Below are 24,271 nucleotides of genomic sequence, written 5' to 3' on the forward strand. Positions count from 1 at the left end.
CTACTAGACTGTGAACCTGTGACAGCAGAAACCTCCGACGCCGAAGCCGCGACCAACTGGTTGACCCCGGCCGAGATGCGCGCCTGGCGCGGGTACATGGACGGCAACCAGCGGCTGATGGACGTCCTCAACCGGGATCTGCAGGAGAAACACGATCTGTCCCTCGCGGATTACCGCATTCTGGTGATGCTGTCCGAGTCGCCGGACGGTTCGCTGCGCATGAGCGACCTCGCGGACGGCGTCCTGTCCTCCCGCAGCCGCCTCACCCACCAGATCCGGCGGATGGAAGCGCAGGGCATGGTCACCCGCGACACGTGCCTCGAAGATGGCCGCGGGGTGCTCGCCGTCATCACCGACGAAGGTCGCGCCCGGCTGGCCGAAGCGGCCCCCACCCATGTGGCCGGGGTGCGGAGCAACCTCGTCGATCTGCTCACCAAGTCTCAGTTGAAGGTTCTCGCCGAGGTGTTCGAACGCGTCGACAAGGCCATCGGCGACCGCTGACCGGTTGCCCGCCGACGCCTCTCTACCGATAAGATCGCCCACGGAAGCGTGGCAGAGCGGCCGAATGCACTCGCCTTGAAAGCGAGCGTCGTGAAAGCGACCGGGGGTTCAAATCCCTCCGCTTCCGCCAACGACCGGCAGCCCTGATCTGGTTTCTTCCAGGTCAGGGCTGTTGTCCTCTCTCTACCTCGTCCGGGGTTTCGGCCGCTTCGGCGGCAGTGCGCCGATCTCGGCGATCGCGCGTTCCACCCACGGTGTGGCGCGGTCCGGGGTGTCGCGCCACCGGTCCGGCAGGGCCAGGTACTCGCGCAGCGGCTTTTCTCCCGGACCGAACGGGCCGACGCCGTCGGACGACGCCAGCTCGTCCCTCGCCTGCTCGGTCAGGAATCGCACCCCGACTTTCGGTCCGAGGAGTCCGGCGAACATGTTGCCGTTGACGAACGCGCCCAGGTTGCCGAACATCGGCTTCACCTCGACGCCGGGGGTGTCGGGGATCAGCGACCGGAAGAACTGTTTGTCCTCCTCGGAGGGTCTGGGCATCTTCACGGTCTACTGATCCTGACGTTCCTCGGGCGTCATGATGCTGAAGATCGCGCCCTGCGGGTCGGTGACCGCGGCCATGCGACCGACGGTGGGGATGTCCATTGCTTCTTCGACGATCGTGCCGCCGAGTTCGACGGCCTTCGCGGCGCTGGCGTCGACGTCCTCGACGGCGAAGTACACCCGCCAGTGGTTCGGGGTGCCGGGCTTCATCGGCTCACCGCATCCACCGACCTGGTCGTCGCCCACCTCCAACAGCGTGTAGGTGTACTCCGGTCCCATCGGCATCTTCGACGACGTGATCCCGAAGACGCTGTTGTAGAACGCGAGCGCCGTGTCGACGTCGTCGGTGTTCAGTTCGTTCCACAGGCAGGCGCCCGGGTCGCCGACGAGGGTGGCGCCGATGTGCTTGTTCGCCTGCCACAATCCGACGGCCGCCCCGGTGGGGTCGGTGACGAAGGACATGCGGCCCGCTTCCCCCACGTCGAACGCGGGCATCAGAACTTGGCCGCCCGCGCCGGGGACCTTCGCGACCGTCTCGTCGACGTCGTCGACGGCGATGTAGGTGTTCCAGTTCGCCGGCGCCCCGGCCGCTGCTGTATCGGGTTGTAGTGGCGCGATGGCGGCGACGTTCTCGCCGCGCACGGTGGCCATCGAGTAGACGGGGCCTTCGGGCATCGGCCGGTCGTCGTATTCCCAGCCGAGTAGTTCCGCATAGAACTTCTTGGCGGCGTCCTGATCGCTGGTTTGGAGGTCTACCCAGTCCGGTGTTCCCTGGGCGTATTCCGACTTGATGGGCATGACTGGACCTTTCCGTGTGAGGTGTCTAGGCCGCCGGGACGGGGCGGCGACCGGTGTAGGCGATGAGCCGGGTGACCGCGTCGCTGGTGTGCGGGGCGGGTACGGGGTCGTCGAACCCGACGACCTTCCTGCCTTCGGGCGTGATGATCTTGTGTGTCAGCGACAGCACGTATTCGGCGAGAGGCTCGGATACGGCCACCTCGCCTCCGATCGCGACTGCGAAATCCCAGGCGTGGACCAGGAATTCGATCGAGAGGATGCCCGCGGCGACGGTGGCGGGAGGGTGGTTCGTCCCGATCGTCACCGTGCCGTCCAGGCCGCGACTGCGCCACGCCTCCAGCGCGGGTTGGGCGAGGTCGGCGATTCTGGCCTCGACGGGTTTGCCGGGGTCGTCCTCGAACGTCGCGCCCGCCGCGCCGCCGAGGGCCGTGATCGAACCGACGAGGTGGTCGGCGAGCTGCGAGACGGTGAACTCGGCGCATGCCGTCTGCTTGGACATGTCGGCGGCCGTGACGTCGCGCAGGACACGTTGCACGACGGCCAGTGTCGCCTCGGCACTGGACAGTTCGTCGAGTGGATCGGGCACGGCCGCCCACTCGTCGGGTCCGGCGTCGCTCTTCTGCGCGGCGGCGACGAGACGGTCGAGGTAATGGTTCCAGCCCTCCGCGTGGCGGACGGCCTGTTCGTCGGTGAGTCCGTCGTGCACGAGTCGCACCTCGGTTCCACCGGCCGTGGGGGTGAGCGTCACCGTCACGGTGGACGATCCCGGTGGGAGTTCGTCGTCACCTTCCCAGCCCCATGTGTACACCACCCGCTTGCCGGGCACGACCTCGCGGAACGTGCCCGCGGCCGAATGTCCGGGAACGACGGTCCACCGGTACTCGCCACCGGCCTGCAGGTCGACGCGGGCCGCGACGGTCTGCCAGCGCCGCAGGCGTTCCGGTCGGGTGACGAGGTCGAACGTGGCGTCCGGGTCGAGCGGGACGACGACGGTCTTGTCGAATGGCATCAGCTGTCTCCTTTGGAAGCTGCTTCCTCGGTGGCGTCCGCGACGAGGCGGTCGAGTTCGTCGATCCAGAAGGAATCGAACAACGCGCGCAGTTGCGCGAGTCCCTGTGGGTCGAGCCGGTAGTACCTGAAGCGTCCGTCCTTGCGCGGAGTGACCAGCCCGGCCTCGGTGAGCACCCGGAGATGTTGCGATATCGCCGACCGGCTCGCGGGGAAGTGTGCGGCGAGATTGTTGACGGTCTGTTCACCTGATGTCAGCAGTTGCACGAGGCGTCTCCGGGTGGGCTCAGCTGCGACTTCCAACTGATCGAGCACGACCAATACGTTAGTCGTGACTAACGCGTTGTGCAATGGATCTCGCCGCAGCGGTCGTGAGGTGGGAGAATTCATGGCGACGAGGGAGTGAGAAATGACAACGTCAAGCCCCTGGCCCACGATTCACGACGAACGCCGCGCACTGGTGGACGACCTCGAACCGCTGACCGACACACAGTGGTCGACGCCCTCGCTCTGCGAGCGGTGGACCGTGCGGGACGTGTTCGCGCACATCACGGCGACGGAGAAGATGACGCCGCCGAAGTTCGTCGGAAAACTCGTCGGGTCGGGATTCCGGATCAACACCATGTTCGAGAAGGACATCGCACACGAAGAGGAAGGAACACCGGCGGAGTCACTCGACGAGTTCCGGGCGCACATGGGTGACTCCACGCATCCGCCCGGCCCGATCGACGCCATGCTGGGCGAGATCATCGTCCACGCCGAGGACATCCGCCGACCGCTCGGCATCGCACACGAGTACCCGATGGACGCGGTCGTCCGCGTCGCCGACTTCTACAAGGACTCGAACCTGCTGATCGGGTCGAAGTCCCGGGTCGCGGGGCTGACGCTGCGGGCGACCGACACCGACTGGTCCACCGGATCGGGGCCCGAGGTCTCCGGCCCGATGTTGGCGCTCGTGCTGGCGATGACGGGTCGCCGTGCCGCGCTCGACGAACTCAGTGGCGACGGTCTCGACCAGCTGAAGTCCGCCCTGTCCAAGTAACGGCAAGGCATCCACACACACCCCTTCTGCGTAGCCGCACTCGTATCAGGCCCGGAAGGGGTGCGGCTGCGTGAAACGGGTGCGTCTGCCGAGGCGGATGAGCCGGGACGACCGGCGGCGGACCGTGATGACTACAACCCGATCACGCCGGAGCACACAGCTGTCACAAAACCTCTAAGCTCTTGTTGACCGGACGCATTTTGTACTGTGCAATCGGGGTCCACACAGTCCGGGGAAGAGGGATTTCTTTATGCGTCGCGAAGCATTGGCTGCCGTCGGTCTGGCAGTGTCACTGACCCTCATGGGGCCGGCGTTCACTGCTGTGGCCGATCCGGCGCCTGCTCCGGTCGCGCCTCCGGGAAGCGGCGTCGCGAGCGTCGACAAGATCGTGCCGCTCACCGACACCCGTAGTGCCGTCTTCATCAATTCCCCCGCCATGGGCCGCGTCGTGCAGGTGCAGGTGCTGCACCCCGCCGGTGGCGGGTCGAGGCCGTCGCTGTACCTGCTCGACGGGGTCAGCGCGGGCGCCGAGTCGGACTTCCGGGAAAGCACCTGGACGCAGAAGACGGATGTGGTCCAGTTCTTCGCCGACAAGAAGGTCAACGTGGTGCTCCCGGTCGGTGGCACCGCCAGCTACTACACCGACTGGCAGCAGCCAGACCCCACGCTCGGTGTCAACAAGTGGGAAACGTTCCTGGCCAACGAACTCCCGCCGATCATCGACAAGAATTTCAGCGGCAACGGCGTCAATGCCGTCGCGGGTGTGTCGATGGGCGCGATGGGCGCCGCCAACCTCGTCACCCGGCACCCGCAGCTCTACCGCGGGCTCGCCGCCTACAGCGGATGCCTCGACAACACCCAGCCCAGCTCGCGGGACTCGGTGCGGGGCACGGTGGCGTTCAAAGGCGGGAACCCGGCCAACATGTGGGGTCCCGACACCGATCCGGCCTGGACCGCACACGACCCCTCGGTGAACGCCGAAGCCCTGCGCGGCAAGCAGATCTACATCTCGACGGGCAACGGGCTTCCCGGACCGTACGAGATCAGCGGCGACATTGCGTCCACGATCGCGGTGGGCGGACCACTCGAGGCGGCGGCGAACGTCTGCACGCAGACGTTCCAGCAGCGCCTGACCCAGCTCTCGATCCCGGCGACGTTCATCTACCGCAACTTCGGCACGCATTCGTGGCCGTACTGGCAGGACGAACTCCGCACGTCGTGGCCCGTCCTGAAGGGCGCGCTCGGCGTCTGACCGGCGTCTCTAGCCGACCACGGTGATCCGGTCGGTGTTCGGCGGCGCGACCGGTGACTTCGTTCCCAGATATGCCGTGAAGGCGTCGAGGTCGCAACCTGCGTGCACGGCCTCGGCGCGGGTGCGGAAGGCGTCGAAACCGTCGCCGCCGTCGGCGAGGAACTTGTTGACGGCCACCCGGTAGGTGCCCTCGGGAACGACGGCGTCGCCGTTCACCCGGATGTCCGAGATGCGTTCGCCGACAGTCGCCGAGCGGTTCATGGTGTACGTCAGCGAATTCGACGGGGCGAGGATCCGCTCCGTGATCGTGCCGTCTCCGCGCGGCTGGAACTGCTGCTCCAGGGCAGTTTTCAGGGTCGCGCCGGTGACCGCCAGGACCTCGAGGGTATTGCCGAAGGGTTGGGCGGCGTAGGTCTGCCCGTAGGTGACGGCGCCGTCCGGGCCGCGCAGCAGATCCTCGCGGAGTCCACCCGGGTTGGTGAGTGCCACCTGGGCGCCGTGCCCGGACCCCGCAGCCAGCTGGGCGTCGGCGACGACGTTACCGAGGGTGGACTCGCCGCTGCCGGTGTCGTCGCGGGTGAGGTCGCCCGACAACGACGCCACGCGCGCCGCACCGATCTCGGAGGCCTGGGCGGCGGCGCCGTCCGCGAGCGCCTGGATGTCGGGGTCCGACGGGATGTCGTGGGTGACCACCTGATTGAACGCCGACGCGCGGTCACGCAGGACGTCGCGGGTAGTGCGGTCGATCGACACGTCGACCACCGAGACGATGCGCCCGTGCGACGCGCCCTGCATCATGACGCGCGGGTTCCCCATCGGGTCGGGAAACGAGCAGTTGTACTGCTGGTGGCTGTCGGCGGTGAAGATGACGTCGACCTTCGGGGACGCCCGCAGCGCGAGGTCGCGAGCGGGGCCGGATGTCACCTCGCACGAATTGGGACCGTTGTCGGCGACGGGTTCGGCTCCCTTGTGCATCAGCAGCACGATCGCCCGCACGCCGAAGAAGTCGAGGAGATCCGCCGTCCGGTCGACGGCCGCGAGTTCGTCCGTGAAGCGCAGCCCTCCCACCCCCTCCGGGGTCACCATCGTCGCGGTGTCGGCGGGCATGGTCGCGATGACCCCGACCGGGATTCCCTCGACGTAGTCGACGGTGAACGGCAGGGTCGCGGGCGCGCCGTCGTCGAACTCCATGTTCGCTGCGAGGAGCGGAAAGTTCGCGCCCTCGAACGTGTTTCCGAAGCGGCAGCCGTCGGTGGGATGGCAGCCGCCGGTCTGCATCCGCCGGAACTCCGTGTATCCCTCGTCGAGTTCGTGATTGCCGATCGCGGACGCGTCGACGCCCATCCTGTTGAGCAGCTGCACGGTCGGTTCGTCGTGGAACATCGCGGATTCGAGTGCCGACGACCCCCAGCTGTCACCCACGGAATACAGCAGTGAATGCGTGGCCTGGCCGCGCAGCTGATCGACGTACGCGGCAAGGTAGGCGGCACCGCCGGCCGGGACCAGTGAGCCGTCGGCGTGCTTCACCTGACTGCGGACGCCGGGCGGCGGTTCGAGGCTGCCGTGGAGGTCGTTGAAGGCGAGGAGCCGGACGGAGACCGCGGTGTCCTGCGCCTGCGCCACGGACAGCCCCGCCGTCACCGAGATCGCCAGAGCCATCGCCAGTCCGGCAGCCGGCACGGCAGTGCGGAGCGCGGCGCGGCGACGCATGTGGGGGCTCCCTTCGGCAAAACCTCACTGAGTCTGCCAACAAGGAGTCACGGGCGTTATACCCGTGGGTAACGTTTACGTCTCGAGCGTTACGCCCGGACCGCGACGTTCGCGAGCGAGCGTGCCTCGGTGCTCGTCGCGAAGGCGAGGAACGCGTCGTTCTCCGCGGGATCGCCGATCGTGATCCGTACCCCGTCGTCGCCGTACGGGCGCAGCAGCACACCGGCCTCGGCGCTGGCGGCGGCGAACGCCCCGGAGTGGGCGCCCAAGGGGAGGTAGACGAAGTTGGCGGCCGATTCGGGCACCTCGTACCCGGCGGCGAGCAGAGCGTCGCGTACCCGCTTCCGCTCGGCGACGACGCCGTCCGTGCGTGCCAGCAGTTCGCCGGACGCGGCCAGCGACGCGATGGCGGCGGCCTGCGCGACGGCGTTGACCGCGAACGCGATGTGCACCTTGGTCAGCGCGGTGACGACCGCGGGATCGGCGACCGCGTACCCGACGCGGATGCCGGCGAGGCCGTAGGCCTTGGAGAACGTGCGCAGCACCACCACGTTGGGGCGTCCGCGGAACAGTTCGATGCCGTCGGCGTCGGACCGGTTGTACTCGAAGTAGGCCTCGTCGAGGGCCACCAGGACGTCGGCGGGGACGGCGTCGAGGAACCGCTCGAGTTCGGCCTTCGTCAGCGCGGTGCCGGTGGGGTTGTTCGGGTTGCAGACGAAGATCAGCCGGGTGCGGTCGGTGATCGCGGCCAGCATCGCGTCGAGGTCGTGACCGTGGTCGGCGGTGAGCGGAACCTTGACGGGCGTCGCCCCGGCCACCTGCGTGACCACGGGGTACGCCTCGAACGACCGCCACGCGAAGATGACCTCGTCGCCGTCGTTGCAGGTGGCCTGCACCAACTCCTGGCACAGGCTCACCGAACCGCAACCCGCGGCGATGTTCTCGGTGGCCACCCCGAGGTGGTCGGCGAGCGCCGCGATCAGGGCGACGTGACCGTTGTCCGGGTACCGGTTGGCGTTGGCGGCGGCGTCCGCGATCGCGTCGCGCACACTCGGCAACGGGCCCAGTGTGGTCTCGTTGCTCGCCAGCTTGATCGCCCCCGGAAAGTTCTTGCCGGGGATGTAGGCCGGAATCGTCTCGAGGTCTGCCCTGGTTCGCGGAGTCACCAGGCGATTATGCGCCTCCCGATCCACTGCGCCGACGCCCCCTTCGTGCCAAGGTAGGGACATGTCGGGATTCTTCAGGGACAGTGCAGCCCTGCGGACGTCCGGAGGCGCGCCGGAAAGCCCTCAGCTGCGTGTTCCGCTCACCGCGGTGGAACCGGACGGTCCGGCGCGGGGCGGGATCGTGGTCCTGCACGAGTCGCGTATCTTCAGCGAACCTCTCCTCGATCTGATGCACTCGCTCGCGATGGAGGGGTGGGTGACGGTCGCGCCGCACCTCTTCCACCGGGACCCGGCACCCAGCGATGTCGAGGTGTTCGGCGACGCCCTGTTCGCCGACTTCGACGCCACGTTCGACTGGCTGCTCGCGCGAGGGATCTACGCCGACTGCGTGGGCGTGCTGGGTTTCGACGACGCCGGGACCGCCGCCCTGCTCGTTGCCACGACGCGTCCGGTCGGCGCAGCCGTGAGTGTTGCCGCCCGCGGGATCGTCGAGCCGCTGTCGGAGGACGCGCCCGCGCTGGTGCACGCCGCCCCCGACCTGAAGGCCCCGTGGCTCGGTCTGTACGGGGAGGACGATCCGTCCACGCCGCCCGATCAGGTCGAGCTGCTGCGCGACGCCACCGCCAAATCCGACGTCGCGGGGCTCGTGGTGAGTTACGCCGGGCTCGCGCACCGGGCCGACGAACCGCCTCAGGTGCCCGACGGCAGGGACGACGACCCGGGTGCCCAGGCCATCGTCGACGCACAGCGGCGGATCTTCGACTGGTTCGACAGCCACCTGCGATAAAGCGGCCATCCTTACGCTCTGACCAGCCGTTTTGCCTTTGTGGTGGAAAGGTGTGTAATCTTTCGCACCGGCGGTCCGAAGGGATCGGAACCACCCCAGGGAGGCGTGCCAGAGCGGCCGAATGGGACTCACTGCTAATGAGTTGTCCCTTTTACGAGGGACCGGAGGTTCAAATCCTCTCGCCTCCGCCACACCGGGCCTAGTCGGCCGGTGCAAGCTAGACAACTGAAGAACATGCGCCCGTAGCTCAACGGATAGAGCACTTGACTACGGATCAAGAGGTTAGGGGTTCGAATCCCTTCGGGCGCACAAAGAAACCCCGTCAACTGCAGTAATGCAGGTGGCGGGGTTTCTCTTTGTCGCGATCCGGCCCGTGGCCGCCTAGCAGCAGGACGTTCCCGCGGAGGCCTTCGCCCCGTCCGCGGCGGTGCCGCAGCAGGTGGCTCCCTCGGCATCGGGGTCGAGGTGCCGAGGGCTCGACCCGAACGTGTCGGAGTCGGCGAGCACGGTGTAGACCTCCCACTTCTCGCCGGCGGGGCCGGTGACCCACACTTTGTCCTGGGTCGCGAAGCAACAGGTGGTGCCGATCTCCTCGTCGGTGAACAGGCCTTCCCCGGTCAGCCGTGCGATCTCCTCGTGCACCCGGGCGCTCGATTCGACCTCGACGCCGAGGTGGTTGACGGTGCCGCCCTCGCCGGGGTTCTCGATCAGCACCAGCTTGAGGGGTGGCTGCGCGATGGCGAAGTTCGCGTAACCAGGCTTCAGTTTCGCCGGTTGTGTATCGAACAGTTTCGAGTAGAACGTGACTGCTTCCTCCAGATTGTCGACATTGAGGGCGAGTTGGGCGCGGGACATGACAACCTCCACCTGTGTGACATATGTCGAATTACTTGCACTCATAGAATCCCACCTTTTTGACATATGTCAAGAAGCTGGGAGGATGGAGCCATGCCCAAGACGTTGCCGGTCGTAGATGTCTCCGCGCCGATCTGCTGTGCGCCCGTCTCGGCCGCCCCGATGGCCGACGAGGCCGCCCTGCACCTCGCGCTGCGCCTGAAGGCGCTGGCCGACCCGGTCCGCATCAAGCTGATGTCGATTCTGCTGACCGCGAGCGACGGCGAGGTGTGCACGTGCGATCTCGCGACCGGCGTGGGCCTGTCCGAATCGACCGTCAGTCACCATCTCGGCCAGCTGAAGAAGGCGGGAATGGTCCAGTCCGTCCGCCGCGGCATGAACGTCTTCTACAGTGCGCGGGCGGACGCCCTCGACGCGCTGCGGGTGGTCCTCGACCCCAACTGCTGCACCTGACACCGCCCGGGATCGGTCACGACGTTCGCGTGCTCGATTCGAGACCGATCGTGGTGGTAGTCGAACCGAGGCCGATCCGTGGCCAGCCTGCGGTGACCGCGATGAATCCCGACGTGGGTATCGCGTCCAGCCAGTAGTGCGGTTCGGTGCGGTACTCGGGCGGCCCGCTCCGGCACGGCTTCGCCGCCGCCGCCGGATGGTACGGATCGGCCTCGCCTTCGACGTCGTCGACGCGCGCCCGCACCGACAGATAGGACCACCGCGTCGAGGGATCGTCGGGGTCGGACAGCGGGCGGGTCTCGTACTGCGCCAGCTCCGCGGGCCTGCCCGTCGCGGTCAGGGCCATCCGGAGGTGGAGGCCGTCCGGAAACGCCACCACCTCGAACAGCTCGAGCGTGAGATGGTCTTCGGCCGTGAGGAGCAGGGGGCCGTGCACCCGGTGTCCTCCGGTGGTGGGTGGTGCTACTGCCGGCCAACGCGGTCTGCGCATGACCCCTATAGTCCCACCGATCCGAATGCAGATGCAATGGTGGACAACGAAGTTCATGCCGTGTAGGGGTCGGTGCAGCCGCGACCTCAGCGGGTGGGCGGGGCGAACTCCGGCTGGTCGAGCAGTCGGAGCCAGCTTCCGTCCGGTTGCCTGCGGACGACCTGCGCCCGCGCGCCGGATCCGTCCTTGGGTGGCGTGGACGTGAGGGCGATGTCGTCACTGATCAGCGTGGGGAGTGGCGCCTCCGGTTCGAAGTGCGGCGCGTTCGCGAGCACCGACTCCCACAACTTCTGGATGGCTGCCCGGCCGACGGTCCGGCTGCCGGGGGGATACGCCATGACGGCATTCTCCTCGTAGAGGGCGGCCACTCCGGCCGCGTCGCCGGCGTTGCTGCGCTCGACGAACAGTCGGGTGAGATCTTCGGGGTTCAGGGCCTTCTCGTAGTCGGACACGGGAATCCTTTCGTGGGTGAACGGCTGTCACATACCAGAGTGGTGTCGCCTCAACCGGAAGTCCAACAGATAGTTCTGCTGGATACTAGAATTTCTGCTTATGGAATTGAGGCAGCTGGAGTACTTCGTCGCGGTCGCCGAGGAAGCGAACTTCACCCGTGCCGCGGAACGCGTCCACATCAGCCAGTCGGGGATCAGCGCGCAGATCCGGCAGCTCGAGCACGACCTCGGCGCCACGCTGATCGACCGGTCGAGCCGGACGGCGACGCTCACGGCCGCGGGAGAAGCGGCGCTCGTGCACGCCCGCGCGGCCCTCGCCTCGGCCGACGCGATGCGTCAGGCCGTGGACGACGTGAACCAGCTGATCCGGGGCCGGCTCGTCGTGGGGATGGTCACCGCCTGCACGGTGAAGCCGCTGTTCGACGCGCTGTCCGCGTTCCACGTCGCGCACCCCGGGATCGAGATCACGCTGACCGAGGACAGCTCCGACCGCCTCGTCGAACGGGTCCGCGCCGGTGCGATCGATCTCGCCCTCGTGGGCACCGCGACCGCCCCGCCGGACGGGTTGGATGCCTTCCCGATCATCAGCGAGGGGCTGGTCGCGGCCGTGCCGCCCGGACATCCGCTGGCCGGGCGTTCCCGCGTCACCCTGGCCGAACTCGGCGACCATGCGATCGTATGTATGCCGACCGGAACGGGGATCCGAACGGTTTTCGACCAGGCGTGTGCGGCCGCCGGCCTCCGCCCCGACATCGCGTTGCAGGCGAGTGCACCCGACGCCGTCGCCGACCTCGCGATCCGCGGACTGGGGGTCGCGATCCTCAGCGAGTCGATGGCGACGGATTACCGGGGGCGGTTGACGGCGGTCACACTGGACGACGTCGACATCCCGGCCGTGCTCGCGCTGGTCTGGAAGAGTCTCGCGGGTCCGGCGCTCCGCGAACTCGTCCTGCACACCCGCCGCACTTTCGGGGAAGTGCCGGCCGCGGTCGGCCGGTGAATCCTCACACCACCGATGTCATCCCGCCGTCGATGAAGATCACCTGACCGTTGACGTACCGGGAACCGTCCGACGCCAGCCACACCGCGGGACCGACGAGATCGTCCGGGGTGCCCCACCGGCCTGCCGGCGCGCGGCCGCGGAGCCACGAGTCGAACTCGGGGTCGTCGACGAGGGCCTGCGTCATCTCGGTGTGAATGTAACCGGGCGCGAGGCCGTTGATCTGCAACCCGGACGCCGCCCATTCGGCCGTCATCGCGCGGGTCAGATTCCGCAGTCCGCCCTTCGCCGCGGTGTACGGCGCGATGGTGGGCCGGGCCAGGTCGCTCTGCACCGAGCAGACGTTTATGATCTTCCCGCTCCCGCGGGCGATCTGGCACCGTGCGACCGCGCGCCCGACGAGGAAGGCGCTGGTGAGGTCGGTGGTGAGCACCCTGTTCCAGTCGTCGAGAGTGACGTCGAGCAGCGGCTGACGGTGTTGCAGCGCAGCGTTGTTCACCAGAATCTCGATCGGCCCGACCTCCGATTCGATCCGTTCGACGGCGTCGGTCACCCGATCGGGATCCGTGACGTCGAACGCGTACGCGTGGACGCGGGTCTCGCCGAACTCCTCGCGGAGGCGCTCACGTGCCTGCGCGAGGCGCTCACCCGAAACCCCGTTGAGGACGATCGTGGCGCCCGCCTCGGCCAGGCCGCGCGCGAGTGCGTAGCCGATTCCCCGGCTCGAACCGGTGACCAGGGCGATGCGCCCGGACAGATCGAAGAGATTCACAGCGCACGCACCGGGTTGGCCAGCGTGCCGATACCGTCGAGCGTGATCTCGGTACGGTCGCCCGGTTCGACCGGGCCGAGCGTGAACGGGCAACCTGTGAGCACGACGTCTCCCGGCCCGAGGGTCAGATACCGGGTGAGATGGACCAGTTGCTCGGACACGTTCCACGCGAGCTGCCGCGTGGACGCCTCCGCCACGGTCACGCCGTTGACGCGCACGGTGATCGGAACGTCCCCGGAGCCGAGATCCGTCTCGATCCACGGTCCCAGCGGGGTGAAACCGTCGCCGTGCTTCGCCTGGGTGAGCTTGTCGTCCAGCGCTATCTGCTCGACGGCGGTGACGTCGTTGCCGATCGTGTACCCGAGGATCGCGGACGGGACGTCCTCCGGGCGAAGCCTGCGGCACGTGCGGCGGATGACGACGGCCAGTTCGCCCTCCACGTTGACCTGCCCCAGCCCCTCGTCGACGACGATCGGATCCTCGGGCCGATCACCGTGCGCGTCGACTTCATGAACGCCTGCAACGGCAGGTCGCGATCTCCGGGTGCGCCGTTGTGGGCCATCCCGAGCAGGACTCGCGGTTCGGCGGGCGCGAGCAGCCGTGCGCCGTCGAGGTCGTGTGCGGGTCCGGTGAAGGTCGGTGTGTCCGCGTACGGATCCGCCACCTCGTGCCAGCGACCGTCGCGCAGGCACACCGGCCGCGGTCCCGATTCGGTGGCGATGCGGGCCAGTCTCATGCGTCGACCCGCGCCTTCGACTCGGCGGCCGCGACATCCGGTCCGTGGACCGGGTCGGCCATCGCATCCCAGGCCAGCCCGAGGTCGCGGCCACGGGTTTCGGGTGTCACGAACGTGGTGGCGAACGTGATGACACTGAGGATCAGAACGTAGATCGCGAGCGGCACCCACGAGTTGTTCAGCAGCGACAGCAGCAGTGCGCCGACGAAGGGGGCGATGCCGCCTGCGAGGATGGCGCTCGTCTCCCGGGCGACGGCGACGCCGATGTAGCGGTGGCGATTTCCGAACAGTTCGGGCAGGGCCGCGCACTGCGCGCCGAGCATCACGTTGACGCCGATCCCGTAGCTGACCGCGAGCGTCGCCACCACGAGGTACGGGTTGCCGAGTGAGAGCAGCCACCACGACGGGACCGCGAGGACGAGCTGCAGCGCCGCACCGAACCGGTACACCCGCATCCGGCCGAAGCGGTCCGACAGCGCGCCCGAGAACGGGATGACGAGCATGCCGATGGCGGCGCCGCAGGCGATGGCGAGCGGTCCGATCGACTTGCTGACACCCACCACCGTCGTCACGTAGCTGATGCCGAGGGTCTGGAAGATGTACGAGCCGCCGTTCTCGGCCATCCGCAGGCCGATGCCGCGGAGCACGCTGGGCATCGAGCTGCCGATCAGTTCCCGGAACGGGCTCTCACTGATCTGATCCTGCTTCTCCAGCTTGATGAACGTGGGGCTCTCCTGCATGCGGAGCCGGATGAACACGGCGACGGCGATGAGGAAGACCGACGCGAGGAACGGCACCCGCCACACCCAGGCGAGGAGGAGTTCGCGATCGATCTGGCCGAGGATCGCGAAGACCCCGGACGCCATCAGGGTGCCCACCATGATCCCGACGAACGGGAGTGCGGAGAAGAATCCGCGGCGCTCGGTGGGCGAGTACTCCGCCATCAGCGTGGTGGCACCGGCCTGTTCGGCGCCCGCGCCGAAGCCCTGCAGCAGTCGCAGCGCGACCAGCAGGATCGGGGCCCAGATGCCCACCTGCGCGCCGGTCGGCAGAACGCCGATGAGCGTGCTCGCGCCGCCCATGATCGCGATCGTGATCATCAGGACGGCCTTGCGTCCGAGGCGGTCCCCGAGGGCGCCGAAGAACAGGCCGCCGACGGGCCGGGCGAGGAAGCCGACGGCGTACGTGCCGAAACTGGCCATCAACGCGGCCGACGCACCCATGGCGGGGAAGAACAGCTGGCCGAAGATCAGTGCCGACGCCAGGCCGTACAGGGCGAAGTCGTAGTACTCGAGCGCGCTGCCGATGGAACTGGCAAGCGTCGCGCGTTTGAGGTTTGCGGCGTACTCCGGGTCGTCGGAGGCGCGCACCGGTGGGGTGGAGTGGCTGCTGCCTTCCGGCATCTTCGAGTCTGCGCCTACTTGAATCTTCGATTCTGGGGACATCTTCTGCTCCGTTGTGGGACGGGACCACGTCGAGCGCGGTCACAAACAGGTCGGTGTAGTGACCCAGGTCACTGGCGTGTCGAGGACGATACCGCGCGGACGGCTATTTGTCATACATAACTGAAAGTGTTGACTGAATCACATGATTAGTGCAGAGTTTTTGATCTGAACATATGGTCAGCAACGGCCCGTACCGGAGGAATCTGCAGTGAGCGCACACGACCCGAAGCCACTCGACGGGCGACTCCGCGTCGTCGCCGCGACCCCCGTCAGCGAAGAGCTCATCAGTCTCGTCACCCGGGCGGAACCGCGCATCGACTTCATCCGTGAGCAGGACCTGCTGCCGCCCTCCCGATTCCCGGGTGATCACTCCGGCGATCCGTCGTACTCCCGGACCGCGGAGCAGCAGCAGGCCTTCGACGACCTGGTCGATTCGGCGCACGCCCTGTACGGCGTGCCCGACGAGAATCCCGCGGCACTGACGAGGACGGCAGGCGTCAACCCCGACCTCCGCTGGGTGCACACGATGCCCGCCGGCGGCGGGGCCCAGGTGAAGGCGGCCGGGCTCACCGACGAACAACTCGACCGCATCGCATTCAGCACCTCCGCCGGTGTGCACGCGGAACCGTTGGCCGAGTTCGCCGTCTTCGGCCTGCTGGCCGGCGCCAAGACCCTCCCGCGGCTCCTCGCCCAGCAGCGTGACAAGGTGTGGAGCGGCCGCTGGGCCATGGGAACCGTGTCCGGGCAGCGCATCGTCATCGTCGGACTGGGCAGCATCGGCCGTGCGACGGCGCTGAAGCTGAAGGCCCTCGGCGCCACCGTCGTGGGAACGAGCAGGCGCGACACCGCGGTCGAGGGCGTCGACGGGATCGTCCACCCCGACCGGCTGGCCGACGTGGTCGGGGACGCGGACGGCATCGTCGTGACGCTTCCCGGAACCAGCGCCACCGAAGGCCTCGTCAGCGCAAAGGTATTCGGCGCCGTCAAGCCCGGAGTCACGGTGGTGAGCGTGGGCCGGGGCACCGTCGTCGACGAGGTCGCCATGACCGCCGCGATCGAGGACGGGCGGGTCGGGTTCGCCGCGCTGGACGTGTTCGCGTCCGAGCCCCTGGCATCGGACAGTCCGCTGTGGGCTCACCCGAACGTGCTGGTCAGCCCGCACACCGCGGCGTTGAACCCCGCGGAGGATCGCCTCATCGCGGAACTGTTCGCGCGCAACGCCACCCGGTTCCTCGACGGCGAGGAACTGATCAACCGCGTCGACACCGTCGAGTTCTACTGACGCTTCCGGCGTTCATCCCTCACGGATGATGTCTCGTCGCCCCTGCTCTGTGAGGCTCGAACGCAGTGCTGTCCGGTGGTTCGAGAGACGGGGTGATGCATGCCTTCCGTGGGAGCCTCGCTGTTCTGGATCGTGGCATGCGCCGTGATCGCACCGCTGCTCGCCGGGATGTTTCCCCGGAAGCTGGTGCCCGAGGTCGTCCTTCTGCTCGTCGCCGGGATCGTCATCGGCCCTCACGTCTTCGACATTGCGGTCGAGGGCAGCGAGATCGAGTTGCTGCGCGACCTGGGTCTGGGTCTGCTCTTCCTGCTGGCCGGGTACGAGATCGACACGGCCGAGATCACCGGTCGCGGCGGCAGGCGGGCCCTGCTGACGTGGCTGGTCTCGCTGGCCCTGGCGTTCGCTGTGGTGTCACTGCTGAGCATCGTCCACGTGGTCGACGCCGGAACCGCGGTGGCCATTGCCATGACGTCGACAGCGCTCGGCACGCTGCTCCCGATCCTTCGTGACGCGGGCGCCCTCGACACCCGGCTGGGCCGGACGATCCTCAATCACGGCGCGTTCGGCGAACTCGGACCCGTCGTCGCCATGGCGGTTCTGCTCGGCTCCCGAGGGTCGGTGGCGTCCATCGTGGTCCTCGGACTGTTCACGGCCGCGGCGGTGCTGGTCGCGTTCATCCCCGCCCGCGTGCGGCGGGAGGGTTCCCGGATCACCGCGATCATCCGGTCGGGATCGGAGACGACGTCGCAGACGACGGTCCGGCTGACCATGCTGCTCCTCGTCGCGCTCACCGTGCTCGCGGCGTCGTTCGGGCTCGACACGATCCTCGGTGCCTTCGCGGCGGGATTCATCCTGCGGCGGGCCACACCCGAAGGCGACGAAACGCTCGAAAAGAAGCTCGACGGCCTGGCGTTCGGGTTCCTGATCCCGATCTTCTTCGTGACGTCCGGCATGGCCATCGACGTCGCCGCGGTGGCGTCCGAACCCGGCGTCCTCATCGCGTTCGTCCTGCTGATCCTGCTGGTCCGGGCAGGCCCGGTCTACGTCGCCGGGAGGTTCGACCGGGGTGCGAACGGCACGGATCCACCCTTCACCGCCCGCGAACGCACCCAGCTGGCGCTGTACGCGGGAACCGGCCTGCCGCTGATCGTGGCCGTCACCGGAGTGGCCGTCGACTCCGGTGACATGACGTCCGCCAACGCCTCCGTGCTCGTCGCGGCCGGCGCGATCACCGTCCTCCTCTTCCCGCTCGCCGCGTCGCTGCTCGCGTCGAGCCCCGAACCGGCGGCCGATACGGCGGGTCCACGAGGAGACCAGAACCCCGGGAGCAGGCAGTGACTCGAACCGAAACGACGCAGGCGCCGGCCCGAGCGACGCTGATCCTCGCGACCCTGATCCTCGTCGCCGCCGTCGCCAACCTGAACCTGTCGGTCGCGAACGTCGCGCTCCCCGACATCGGCCGGGCCTTCGACGCGAGTCAGACGCAGCTGAACCTCGTCGCCGTGGCGTACTCACTCGGGCTCGCCGCGTCGGTCCTCTATCTGGGGGCACTCGGCGACCGCTACGGGCGTAAACAGATGCTGGTGCTCGGCATGGCGCTGTCGCTGCCGGCGTCGGCGATCGCGGGATTTGCCGGGAACTTCGAAATACTGTTCCTCGCACGTGTTCTCGGCGGTGTATCCGCCGGCCTCGCGTTCCCCACCACGCTCGCGATCATCACCGCACTGTGGTCGGGACCGCCCCGGACCAAGGCGATCGCACTCTGGTCGGCCCTCGGTGGTGCGATCTCCTCGCTCGGGCCGATCGTGTCGGGCGCGCTGCTCGAGCATTTCCATTGGGGCTCGGTGTTCCTCGTGACCCTTCCGCTCGCCGCTCTCGCCCTCGTCGCCGCCATCCTGTGGGTGCCCGCCCACGTCAACGAGACGACCGATCCCGTCGACAATCTCGGCGGCATCATCTCCGTCGTCTTCATCGCCGCCCTCATCCTCGCGATCAATTTCGCGCCGGTGGACGGCTCCGGGGCGCTCGCCATCGGTCTCGGGTTGATCGCGCTCGCCGCGGGAGCCGCGTTCTTCCTGCAGCAACGACGGGCGGCGCACCCGCTGTTCGATCTGCACGTCGCCGCCCGCCCGACGTTCTGGGTGGCCGCCGTCGGCGGGGTGATCGTGTTCGGCGCGTTGATGGGTGCGATGTTCATCGGGCAGCAGTTCCTCCAGAACGTGCTCGGATACTCCACGCTCGCCGCCGGTTCCGCGATCATCCCGGCCGCCGTCGCGATGGTCGTCGTCGCACCCCGCTCCGCGAAACTCGTCGAATCACACGGCGCCCGGTTCACACTGCTGCTCGGCTACCTGTTCGTCGTCCTCGGACTGGTTGTCGCGCTGGTGTGGTGGGACGAAGACGCAACCTTCTGGTGGGTGGCGCTCGCGTACGCGTTCGTGGGCATCGGGGTCGGGTTCGCCGGGACCCCCGCGTCGCGGTCGCTCACCGGTTCGGTGCCGGTGTCGCGGGCGGGCATGGCGTCCGGCACGTCCGACCTGCAACGCGACCTCGGGGGCGCGATCATGCAGTCGATCCTCGGCGCCGTGCTCACCGCCGGTTACGCGAAGTCGCTGTCGGCGACCATCGCCTCGTCGCCGGACGCCAGCCAGATCACCCCGGAAACCCAAGCGGCGCTCACGAAGTCGTATTCCAGCGCCGAAGTGCTCGCGGAACGCTACCCGCAGTACGCCGAGCAGATCATCGCCGCCGCCCGCAACGCCTTCCTCGACGGCGACGATCGCGCGTACCTCGCCGCGATCCTGGTGGTGTGCGCCGGGGCCGTAGTGGTGTTCTTCTTCTACCCGCATCGCGACGAGGAGAAGCGACTGCTGGCCGAATACGCGACCGACAGAGCGCAGTAGGGCGAATGTATCGCCGGTCGCCTCAGAAGCGCCGAAAGGTACATTCGCCCGGCGGTCGCGGAGTAAGTTCCCGGGAGGGGCACCTCGACGACGGGACGCACGATGACAGCTCAGGTCGTGACCAGGACGAATCGGCGACGAGGCCTCGCGGCGGCCGCAGCGGCACTGCTGCTGGTAGTGCCCGCGGCGTGCTCCGACGACTCCTCCTCCACGGGCACCTCCGCTACCTCCACGACGACGCAGGCGGAATCACCGAACGCCGGGGCCGACGCGCAGATCGACCCCGGTGTCGCGGACCGACTCGACGAGGCGATCGAGAAGACGATGTCGATGGCGGCGATTCCCGGCGCGATCGTGGGGGTGTGGGGGCCCGACGGCAATTACGTGAAGGCGTTCGGCGTCGCCGACAAGACGACGGGCGCGCCGATGGAGACCGATTTCTTCCACCGAATCGGCAGTGTGACAAAGACGTTCACGGTCACGGGACTGTTGCAGCTGGTCGACGAAGACAAGGTTGCGCTCGACGACCCCATCTCGAAGTACGTGGAGGGTGTGCCGTTGGGTGATCAGATCACGCTGCGCGAACTTGCCCGGATGCAGAGCGGGCTGGCGAACTACTCCGCCAACGAGGACTTCCAGAAGGCGTTGCTCAGCGACCCGCAGGCCGCGTTCACCCCGCAACAACTGCTGGGTTACGCGTTCGCGCAGCCCGCGACGTTCCCGCCGGGGCAGGGATTCGAGTACTCCAACACGAACACGACCCTGCTGGGACTTGTCATCGAGAAGGTCAGCGGACTGCCGCTCCCGGACTACGTGACGCAGAAGATCGTCCAGCCACTGAAGATGGCGGACACGAGCTTCCCGACCACCAACGCGTTCCCCGAACCGCACGCGCAGGGCTACACCGAGCAGACCTTGGACGACAAGGAAGCCGTGGCCACCGACTGGAATCCGTCCTGGGGATGGGCGGCGGGCGCGATGATCTCGACCCTCGACGACCTGCACATCTGGGCGCCCGCGCTGGCCACCGGCACACTGCTGCAGCCGGCCACACAGGCGCAACGGCTCGAGACGGTCAACGCACCGGGTCTGGCATCGGACGTCGGCTACGGGTTGGGCATCTTCGACGTCGCCGGCTGGATCGGGCACAACGGCAGCCTCCCCGGGTATCAGACGGTCTGCGTCTACTTACCCGAGCAGGAGACCACCCTCGCGATCATGATCAACACCGACGTCCCCTACCAGGGCAGCGAACCGAGCACCGCGCTGGCGGGGGCCGTCACGGAGATCATCTCGCCGGAACACATCTACAAGCTCAGCGCCGGAGTGCAGAATCCGGACGCGTCGACCCCGGCCACGCCGACGCCCTCGGAGACCCCGGCGACGTCCTCGACGTCCGCCCCGCCGACGAGCTGACCCCATGTGAGTGGCAAAGCGTGCGCGAGCACACTTTGCCACTCGCATGCCCTCCCGCGGCGGTAGCGTGCAGGGCATGACGATTCTCGTGACGGGGGCAACCGGGAACATCGGCAGAATGCTCGTCGACCACCTGCTCGCGCGGGGTGCGACGGACGTCCGGGCCCTCACGAATCATCCTGACAAAGCGCAACTTCCGGACTCGGTCACCGTCGTCGAGGGATACCTCCGCAGGCTCGGCAGCCTGCCCGCGGCGTTCGAGGGCGTCGATTCCCTCTACCTCGCACCGACTCCCGACACCGCCCCGGACGCGCTCGCCCTGGCGAAGCAGGCCGGGGTCCGGCACGTCGTCGACCTGTCCGGTCCCCACGACGGCCATTGGGGTGACGTCGCACGGGCCGTCGAGGCGTCCGGCATCGAGTGGACGCACCTGTGGCCCGGCGAGTTCATGGAGAACGCGGGAATCCTGGCACCGCAGATCACCGCGGGAGACACCGTGCGTGAGCCGTACCCAACGGCGGCGAACGCGCCGATCGCGATGGACGACATCGCCGAGGTCGCGGCCGTCGCCCTCCTCGAGTCCGGGCACGTCGGCGCGTCGTACGAACTCACCGGTCCCGAGACGATCACCCGCGCCGAGCTCGTCCGAGAACTCGGCGCCGCCCTCGGCCGGAACATCGAGTACCGGCAGGTGTCGCTGGACGAGGCCGTCGACGTCCTGACGCCGGCGATGGGAGAGTACGCCCGCTGGTACCTGGAAGGGATGGCGAGCCTGGTCGACGCTCCCCAGCAGGCGAACCGGCTCGTCGAGCAACTCACCGGACGCCCCGCGACCACGTTCGCGCAGTGGGCGTCGGCGCACGTCGACGAGTTCCGCTGACGTCGTACCGGCCGAGTCAGCGGTTCGGGGTGAGCGCGATGACGGGAATCGGCCGGTCCGTCTTCTTCTGATACTCGCTGTACCGGCCGTGGTTGATCGCATTCATCGTCGCCCACATCCGGTCGTACTCCGGGTCGCCCGGCACAACCTTCCGCGCCACCACGGTGATGCGGTCGCGGCCCACTTGGATCTCGCAGGTCGGCGCGGCCAGCACGTTGTGCATCCACGCGGGCGACGTAGGCGCACCACCCTTCGACGCGACGACCAGATAGCGTGCGCCGTCACGGCCGTACGTCAACGCGGACGTCCGCGGCTTCCCGGACTTGCGGCCGACACTGTGCAACAACAGGGTCGGCATCCCGAACAGCAACCGATGCCCCACCCATCCGCCGCTGCGTTCGTAGACGAACTGATGCAGCTGAAGGGCTTTCACGAACAAGTCGGCCACGGTGTCCTCGTCTCGGCACTCGGAACAGATCGTGCCCACACAGTAGACCGTCGTCAGGCCCGGCGAACCGCGTGCAGAACGGTGTCGTGAACGGTGACGGATTGCCCCTCGGGGTCGCGCGCCTCACGCGAGGGTGCCGCCGACACCAGGATGTCCCACTCCTCGGCGTCCAGTACGGCAGCGACCTGTTCCGGTGTGAACAGCATGTCGGGAACATTGGGCCGCCCGACGGACGTCTCCGGATCGGAAGGGTGATGTCCGACGACGAGAAGCCGCCCGCCTCGTCGGACCGCTCCGGCCAGGCGACGGTGCAGGCCGGCAACCGGCTACGGGCTGGGGAATGTGTAGATGCGGCAACCGCTCATGTTCGCCGCCGACACGACCCCGTCGGCACGGGCGTAGTCGCCCTTCGATGCAAGGTTGTTGGCGAGGGCGGCCTGGTCGTCGCAGAAACTCTGGTCCGTCGGGTTGGCTGGGGGGTTGCTGATGTAGGTGTCGCCTGGGGCAGCCACGGCAAAGGTCGCCGGACCGACGAGTGGGACGGCCGCTGCTGCAAACGCAATGGAGGCCGCCGCGACGATACGGCGGATCATCATGCGCCTCCGAAGGTGGTTCGAATGGTTGCTGTGACACCATCCTGCACCGATCGGCGGCGGGCGACCATACCCCTAGGGGTGGAAAATTCAACACCTCGACCGCCGCCGCCGGCGAAGCGGGGGTCACGCGTCGCCGAGAGCTTCCTGGACCCTGTTCGCCGCGACCACCGGATTCTCGTGCTCCCAGACCCGCACCACCGTCCACCCGGCGTCGGTCAGCCTCGTGTCGGTGTCACGATCGCGGGTGACGTTCCCGGCGAGTTTCTCGGCCCACCACTGCGCGTTGTTCTTCGGGAACGTGGCGTGCTGCGGGCAGCTGTGCCAGAAGCACCCGTCCACGTACACGGCCACCTTCCGCCGCGGAAACACCAGGTCGGCGCGCCGCCGGACACCCTTCATCGGCGCCCGGTCCACGTAGTACCGGACCCCGCGCCGGTGCAGTTCCCTGCGGAGTGCGAGTTCGGGTGCGGTGTCGCGACGCCGCTGCGCCCGCATCCGGGCGCTGGTCGCGGGATCGGTGGCGGGCATCGCGGCTCCGTCCGCTACGCGGCGGCCTCGGGGAAGCCGCCCATACGGTCGAGGTGGCTCTCGACGTCGTCGATGAACCCCGGAACGAAACGCAGATTGCCCATCCGCGCCCGCTTCAGGAAACCGGCGGTCGCGCGGGCCGACAGCAGCCGGGTGTCCTCGAGGAATCCGCTGAGATCCTCGTACGGTTCCTGCACCGGCCACGTCGAGGTGTGCACCCGGAACGCCTGACGATTGCTGCCCCACGCTGCCACCGGCCACGCGTCGCCGGGCTTCATCGGCGTCTCGAAACCCCGCTCGTAGTCCGCAGGCTCGAGCAGACGCCGACCGACCCACGACGCCATCCGCACACTCACCGCGTTGCCGACGAGCTTCCACCGATGACTGTTCCGCAATCCGGGGACCAGCGCGGCGGGCGCCGTCCAGTCCGGGTCGAAGCCCTGCAGGCGTTCGGCGTCCACGAGCCCGGGCGTCACGATCTCGCCCGACGGCAGTCGCACGGCGGGCGGGCTCGCGATACCGACGGACGAACCACCCTTCAGCGTCGGAACCGCGTTGACCGCCCACCCGAGGCCACGGGTGCCCTCGGTCCAGTAAAAACCGCACGGGAAGTCGGCATGGTCGTCGACGGGGCGTTCCCCGGCGTCCTCACCGAACAGCACCGCCCGGGGGTCCTCGGTGCGCGAGGCGAGCATCAGGACCCGCTGACGGCGCTGAGGGAGCCCGAACGCGCGCGCATCGACCACCCGGTACGCCCACGTGTAGCCGAGGTCCTCGAGAGCGTCCGTGATGTGCCTCATAGCCGCCCCGCGACCCAGCTGCAGCATGAACGGCACGTTCTCGATCAGGAGCCAGCGCGGACCCTTCTTCCGCTTCACCAACCGGAACACCTCGTCGACGAGGCCGGAACGCGAACCCGTGATACCGGCCGTCCGGCCCGCCTGCGAGAGGTCCTGGCACGGGAAACCGGCGGCGACGAGTTCGATGTCCCGGGGGAGGGAACGCAGCTTGGTGACATCGGAATGCACAGGGACGTCCGTGAATTGGGTACGCAGAACCGCCTGGGCGCCCGGGTCGATCTCACAGAGCAGTTCGGTGTTCCAGCCGTGCTCTCTCAGACCCAACTCGAGCCCGCCGATACCGGCGAACAGGCCCACCATGCTCCCGGTTGACGTCACGGCACCCTTCCTCACGAACCAGTCACCCGA

General features: G+C 68.0%; 28 protein-coding genes, 3 tRNA genes and 1 pseudogene. 14 read left to right on the forward strand and 18 right to left on the reverse strand.

Going from position 1 to position 24,271, the window contains the following annotated elements:
• Positions 1 to 18 precede the first annotated feature (18 nt).
• Positions 19 to 501 (forward strand): MarR family winged helix-turn-helix transcriptional regulator, encoded by a 483-nt coding sequence (locus RHA1_RS20030; RefSeq protein ID WP_009477191.1) that lies wholly within the window; start codon positions 19 to 21, stop codon positions 499 to 501.
• Between the two features lie 42 nt (positions 502 to 543).
• Positions 544 to 631 (forward strand) — tRNA-Ser (locus RHA1_RS20035).
• 53 nt (positions 632 to 684) lie between these two features.
• Here RHA1_RS20035 and RHA1_RS20040 read toward each other — a convergent pair.
• The 4 genes from RHA1_RS20040 to RHA1_RS20055 are packed head-to-tail and all read right to left on the reverse strand — an operon-like array spanning position 685 to position 3,165.
• A complete protein-coding gene (locus tag RHA1_RS20040; protein ID WP_011596609.1) occupies positions 685 to 1,047 on the reverse strand; it encodes a TfoX/Sxy family protein in 363 nt (120 codons plus the stop codon).
• A 3-nt stretch (positions 1,048 to 1,050) separates the two neighbouring features.
• Complete coding sequence (locus tag RHA1_RS20045) at positions 1,051 to 1,842, reverse strand: VOC family protein (protein ID WP_011596610.1); 792 nt, start codon at positions 1,840 to 1,842, stop codon at positions 1,051 to 1,053.
• A gap of 25 nt (positions 1,843 to 1,867) precedes the next feature.
• Positions 1,868 to 2,851, reverse strand: a complete 984-nt coding sequence (locus RHA1_RS20050; RefSeq protein ID WP_011596611.1) for a TIGR03086 family metal-binding protein — start codon at positions 2,849 to 2,851, stop codon at positions 1,868 to 1,870.
• Positions 2,851 to 3,165: an ArsR/SmtB family transcription factor gene (locus tag RHA1_RS20055; RefSeq protein ID WP_237724202.1), complete on the reverse strand. Its 315-nt coding sequence runs from the start codon at positions 3,163 to 3,165 to the stop codon at positions 2,851 to 2,853. The genes RHA1_RS20050 and RHA1_RS20055 overlap by 1 nt, the downstream gene beginning before the upstream one ends.
• Before the next feature lie 94 nt (positions 3,166 to 3,259).
• Here RHA1_RS20055 and RHA1_RS20060 point away from each other — a divergent pair, with 94 nt between their 5' ends.
• Both RHA1_RS20060 and RHA1_RS20065 read left to right on the forward strand, forming a co-directional pair.
• Positions 3,260 to 3,892, forward strand: a complete 633-nt coding sequence (locus RHA1_RS20060; protein ID WP_011596613.1) for a maleylpyruvate isomerase family mycothiol-dependent enzyme — start codon at positions 3,260 to 3,262, stop codon at positions 3,890 to 3,892.
• A 250-nt stretch (positions 3,893 to 4,142) separates the two neighbouring features.
• On the forward strand, positions 4,143 to 5,144 hold the full coding sequence (locus tag RHA1_RS20065) for an alpha/beta hydrolase (protein WP_011596614.1): 1,002 nt from the start codon (positions 4,143 to 4,145) through the stop codon (positions 5,142 to 5,144).
• 9 nt (positions 5,145 to 5,153) lie between these two features.
• Here the strand turns inward: RHA1_RS20065 and RHA1_RS20070 are convergent, their stop codons facing one another.
• Both RHA1_RS20070 and hisC read right to left on the reverse strand, forming a co-directional pair.
• On the reverse strand, positions 5,154 to 6,854 hold the full coding sequence (locus tag RHA1_RS20070) for a bifunctional metallophosphatase/5'-nucleotidase (protein WP_011596615.1): 1,701 nt from the start codon (positions 6,852 to 6,854) through the stop codon (positions 5,154 to 5,156).
• Between the two features lie 89 nt (positions 6,855 to 6,943).
• Positions 6,944 to 8,020: a histidinol-phosphate transaminase gene (hisC, locus tag RHA1_RS20075; protein WP_029539699.1), complete on the reverse strand. Its 1,077-nt coding sequence runs from the start codon at positions 8,018 to 8,020 to the stop codon at positions 6,944 to 6,946.
• A gap of 61 nt (positions 8,021 to 8,081) precedes the next feature.
• Between hisC and RHA1_RS20080 the strand changes: the two genes are divergently transcribed.
• The 3 genes from RHA1_RS20080 to RHA1_RS20090 all read left to right on the forward strand — a co-directional run bounded on the left by RHA1_RS20080 (position 8,082) and on the right by RHA1_RS20090 (position 9,116).
• The gene (locus RHA1_RS20080; RefSeq protein ID WP_011596617.1) at positions 8,082 to 8,807 is read left to right on the forward strand and encodes a dienelactone hydrolase family protein; all 726 of its coding nucleotides are present in this window, start codon (positions 8,082 to 8,084) and stop codon (positions 8,805 to 8,807) included.
• A 99-nt stretch (positions 8,808 to 8,906) separates the two neighbouring features.
• Positions 8,907 to 8,998 (forward strand) — tRNA-Ser (locus RHA1_RS20085).
• 45 nt (positions 8,999 to 9,043) lie between these two features.
• A tRNA-Arg gene (locus RHA1_RS20090) sits at positions 9,044 to 9,116 on the forward strand.
• 72 nt (positions 9,117 to 9,188) lie between these two features.
• Here RHA1_RS20090 and RHA1_RS20095 read toward each other — a convergent pair.
• On the reverse strand, positions 9,189 to 9,662 hold the full coding sequence (locus RHA1_RS20095; protein ID WP_029539700.1) for an ArsI/CadI family heavy metal resistance metalloenzyme: 474 nt from the start codon (positions 9,660 to 9,662) through the stop codon (positions 9,189 to 9,191).
• Between the two features lie 93 nt (positions 9,663 to 9,755).
• On the opposite strand from RHA1_RS20095, the gene RHA1_RS20100 reads away from it, so the two are divergent.
• Entirely contained in the window at positions 9,756 to 10,115 is a 360-nt protein-coding gene (locus RHA1_RS20100; protein ID WP_011596619.1) for an Rv2640c family ArsR-like transcriptional regulator, read from the forward strand.
• 16 nt (positions 10,116 to 10,131) lie between these two features.
• On the opposite strand, the gene RHA1_RS20105 is transcribed toward RHA1_RS20100, so the two are convergent.
• Positions 10,132 to 10,605, reverse strand: a complete 474-nt coding sequence (locus RHA1_RS20105; RefSeq protein ID WP_011596620.1) for a hypothetical protein — start codon at positions 10,603 to 10,605, stop codon at positions 10,132 to 10,134.
• Positions 10,606 to 10,691: 86 nt separating this feature from the next.
• On the reverse strand, positions 10,692 to 11,057 hold the full coding sequence (locus RHA1_RS20110) for a YybH family protein (protein ID WP_011596621.1): 366 nt from the start codon (positions 11,055 to 11,057) through the stop codon (positions 10,692 to 10,694).
• Between the two features lie 100 nt (positions 11,058 to 11,157).
• On the opposite strand from RHA1_RS20110, the gene RHA1_RS20115 reads away from it, so the two are divergent.
• The gene (locus tag RHA1_RS20115) at positions 11,158 to 12,057 is read left to right on the forward strand and encodes a LysR family transcriptional regulator (protein ID WP_011596622.1); all 900 of its coding nucleotides are present in this window, start codon (positions 11,158 to 11,160) and stop codon (positions 12,055 to 12,057) included.
• Between the two features lie 4 nt (positions 12,058 to 12,061).
• Here the strand turns inward: RHA1_RS20115 and RHA1_RS20120 are convergent, their stop codons facing one another.
• The 4 genes and pseudogenes from RHA1_RS20120 to RHA1_RS20130 form a co-directional block, all read right to left on the reverse strand.
• Positions 12,062 to 12,829 (reverse strand): SDR family oxidoreductase, encoded by a 768-nt coding sequence (locus RHA1_RS20120; RefSeq protein ID WP_009477206.1) that lies wholly within the window; start codon positions 12,827 to 12,829, stop codon positions 12,062 to 12,064.
• Complete coding sequence (locus RHA1_RS51955) at positions 12,826 to 13,269, reverse strand: fumarylacetoacetate hydrolase family protein (RefSeq protein WP_237726933.1); 444 nt, start codon at positions 13,267 to 13,269, stop codon at positions 12,826 to 12,828. The genes RHA1_RS20120 and RHA1_RS51955 overlap by 4 nt, the downstream gene beginning before the upstream one ends.
• A 206-nt stretch (positions 13,270 to 13,475) precedes the next feature.
• Positions 13,476 to 13,565: pseudogene (locus RHA1_RS51960) on the reverse strand (fumarylacetoacetate hydrolase family protein); the annotation flags it as partial.
• Complete coding sequence (locus RHA1_RS20130; RefSeq protein WP_011596624.1) at positions 13,562 to 15,010, reverse strand: MFS transporter; 1,449 nt, start codon at positions 15,008 to 15,010, stop codon at positions 13,562 to 13,564. The pseudogene RHA1_RS51960 and the gene RHA1_RS20130, both read right to left, overlap by 4 nt.
• A 208-nt stretch (positions 15,011 to 15,218) precedes the next feature.
• On the opposite strand from RHA1_RS20130, the gene RHA1_RS20135 reads away from it, so the two are divergent.
• From RHA1_RS20135 to RHA1_RS20155, 5 genes are all read left to right on the forward strand, one after another.
• The gene (locus RHA1_RS20135; protein WP_011596625.1) at positions 15,219 to 16,292 is read left to right on the forward strand and encodes a D-2-hydroxyacid dehydrogenase; all 1,074 of its coding nucleotides are present in this window, start codon (positions 15,219 to 15,221) and stop codon (positions 16,290 to 16,292) included.
• A 99-nt stretch (positions 16,293 to 16,391) separates the two neighbouring features.
• Positions 16,392 to 17,630, forward strand: coding sequence for a cation:proton antiporter (locus tag RHA1_RS20140; RefSeq protein ID WP_011596626.1), 1,239 nt, complete (start codon positions 16,392 to 16,394; stop codon positions 17,628 to 17,630).
• On the forward strand, positions 17,627 to 19,195 hold the full coding sequence (locus RHA1_RS20145) for an MFS transporter (RefSeq protein ID WP_011596627.1): 1,569 nt from the start codon (positions 17,627 to 17,629) through the stop codon (positions 19,193 to 19,195). Before RHA1_RS20140 ends, RHA1_RS20145 begins: the two co-directional genes overlap by 4 nt.
• A gap of 102 nt (positions 19,196 to 19,297) precedes the next feature.
• The gene (locus RHA1_RS20150) at positions 19,298 to 20,611 is read left to right on the forward strand and encodes a serine hydrolase domain-containing protein (protein WP_009477212.1); all 1,314 of its coding nucleotides are present in this window, start codon (positions 19,298 to 19,300) and stop codon (positions 20,609 to 20,611) included.
• A gap of 76 nt (positions 20,612 to 20,687) precedes the next feature.
• Positions 20,688 to 21,491, forward strand: a complete 804-nt coding sequence (locus tag RHA1_RS20155; protein WP_043780545.1) for an NAD(P)H-binding protein — start codon at positions 20,688 to 20,690, stop codon at positions 21,489 to 21,491.
• A gap of 16 nt (positions 21,492 to 21,507) precedes the next feature.
• On the opposite strand, the gene RHA1_RS20160 is transcribed toward RHA1_RS20155, so the two are convergent.
• From RHA1_RS20160 to RHA1_RS20175, 5 genes are all read right to left on the reverse strand, one after another.
• On the reverse strand, positions 21,508 to 21,939 hold the full coding sequence (locus tag RHA1_RS20160) for a nitroreductase family deazaflavin-dependent oxidoreductase (protein WP_011596629.1): 432 nt from the start codon (positions 21,937 to 21,939) through the stop codon (positions 21,508 to 21,510).
• A gap of 53 nt (positions 21,940 to 21,992) precedes the next feature.
• Positions 21,993 to 22,145 (reverse strand): hypothetical protein, encoded by a 153-nt coding sequence (locus RHA1_RS50565; protein WP_011596630.1) that lies wholly within the window; start codon positions 22,143 to 22,145, stop codon positions 21,993 to 21,995.
• Positions 22,146 to 22,265: 120 nt separating this feature from the next.
• Positions 22,266 to 22,532 (reverse strand): hypothetical protein, encoded by a 267-nt coding sequence (locus RHA1_RS20165; protein WP_237726934.1) that lies wholly within the window; start codon positions 22,530 to 22,532, stop codon positions 22,266 to 22,268.
• 126 nt (positions 22,533 to 22,658) lie between these two features.
• Positions 22,659 to 23,063, reverse strand: coding sequence for a very short patch repair endonuclease (locus tag RHA1_RS20170; protein ID WP_009477217.1), 405 nt, complete (start codon positions 23,061 to 23,063; stop codon positions 22,659 to 22,661).
• A 14-nt stretch (positions 23,064 to 23,077) separates the two neighbouring features.
• Positions 23,078 to 24,223 (reverse strand): DNA cytosine methyltransferase, encoded by a 1,146-nt coding sequence (locus tag RHA1_RS20175; protein WP_041811762.1) that lies wholly within the window; start codon positions 24,221 to 24,223, stop codon positions 23,078 to 23,080.
• Positions 24,224 to 24,271: the final 48 nt, after the last annotated feature.

Source organism: Rhodococcus jostii RHA1, from assembly GCF_000014565.1.
GTDB lineage: Bacteria > Actinomycetota > Actinomycetes > Mycobacteriales > Mycobacteriaceae > Rhodococcus_F > Rhodococcus_F jostii_A.

What these genes read in the sequence shown, in the direction of transcription:
- RHA1_RS20045 (WP_011596610.1), bottom strand. Translation starts at nt 1,842, where the DNA reads ATGCCCATCAAGTCGGAATACGCCCAGGGAACACCGGACTGGGTAGAC.
- RHA1_RS20050 (WP_011596611.1), bottom strand. Translation starts at nt 2,851, where the DNA reads ATGCCATTCGACAAGACCGTCGTCGTCCCGCTCGACCCGGACGCCACG.
- RHA1_RS20060 (WP_011596613.1), top strand. Translation starts at nt 3,260, where the DNA reads ATGACAACGTCAAGCCCCTGGCCCACGATTCACGACGAACGCCGCGCA.
- RHA1_RS20065 (WP_011596614.1), top strand. Translation starts at nt 4,143, where the DNA reads ATGCGTCGCGAAGCATTGGCTGCCGTCGGTCTGGCAGTGTCACTGACC.
- RHA1_RS20070 (WP_011596615.1), bottom strand. Translation starts at nt 6,854, where the DNA reads ATGCGTCGCCGCGCCGCGCTCCGCACTGCCGTGCCGGCTGCCGGACTG.
- RHA1_RS20080 (WP_011596617.1), top strand. Translation starts at nt 8,082, where the DNA reads ATGTCGGGATTCTTCAGGGACAGTGCAGCCCTGCGGACGTCCGGAGGC.
- RHA1_RS20095 (WP_029539700.1), bottom strand. Translation starts at nt 9,662, where the DNA reads ATGTCCCGCGCCCAACTCGCCCTCAATGTCGACAATCTGGAGGAAGCA.
- RHA1_RS20100 (WP_011596619.1), top strand. Translation starts at nt 9,756, where the DNA reads ATGCCCAAGACGTTGCCGGTCGTAGATGTCTCCGCGCCGATCTGCTGT.
- RHA1_RS20105 (WP_011596620.1), bottom strand. Translation starts at nt 10,605, where the DNA reads ATGCGCAGACCGCGTTGGCCGGCAGTAGCACCACCCACCACCGGAGGA.
- RHA1_RS20115 (WP_011596622.1), top strand. Translation starts at nt 11,158, where the DNA reads ATGGAATTGAGGCAGCTGGAGTACTTCGTCGCGGTCGCCGAGGAAGCG.
- RHA1_RS20130 (WP_011596624.1), bottom strand. Translation starts at nt 15,010, where the DNA reads ATGTCCCCAGAATCGAAGATTCAAGTAGGCGCAGACTCGAAGATGCCG.
- RHA1_RS20140 (WP_011596626.1), top strand. Translation starts at nt 16,392, where the DNA reads ATGCCTTCCGTGGGAGCCTCGCTGTTCTGGATCGTGGCATGCGCCGTG.
- RHA1_RS20150 (WP_009477212.1), top strand. Translation starts at nt 19,298, where the DNA reads ATGACAGCTCAGGTCGTGACCAGGACGAATCGGCGACGAGGCCTCGCG.
- RHA1_RS20155 (WP_043780545.1), top strand. Translation starts at nt 20,688, where the DNA reads ATGACGATTCTCGTGACGGGGGCAACCGGGAACATCGGCAGAATGCTC.
- RHA1_RS50565 (WP_011596630.1), bottom strand. Translation starts at nt 22,145, where the DNA reads ATGCTGTTCACACCGGAACAGGTCGCTGCCGTACTGGACGCCGAGGAG.
- RHA1_RS20165 (WP_237726934.1), bottom strand. Translation starts at nt 22,532, where the DNA reads ATGATCCGCCGTATCGTCGCGGCGGCCTCCATTGCGTTTGCAGCAGCG.
- RHA1_RS20170 (WP_009477217.1), bottom strand. Translation starts at nt 23,063, where the DNA reads ATGCCCGCCACCGATCCCGCGACCAGCGCCCGGATGCGGGCGCAGCGG.
- RHA1_RS20175 (WP_041811762.1), bottom strand. Translation starts at nt 24,223, where the DNA reads ATGGTGGGCCTGTTCGCCGGTATCGGCGGGCTCGAGTTGGGTCTGAGA.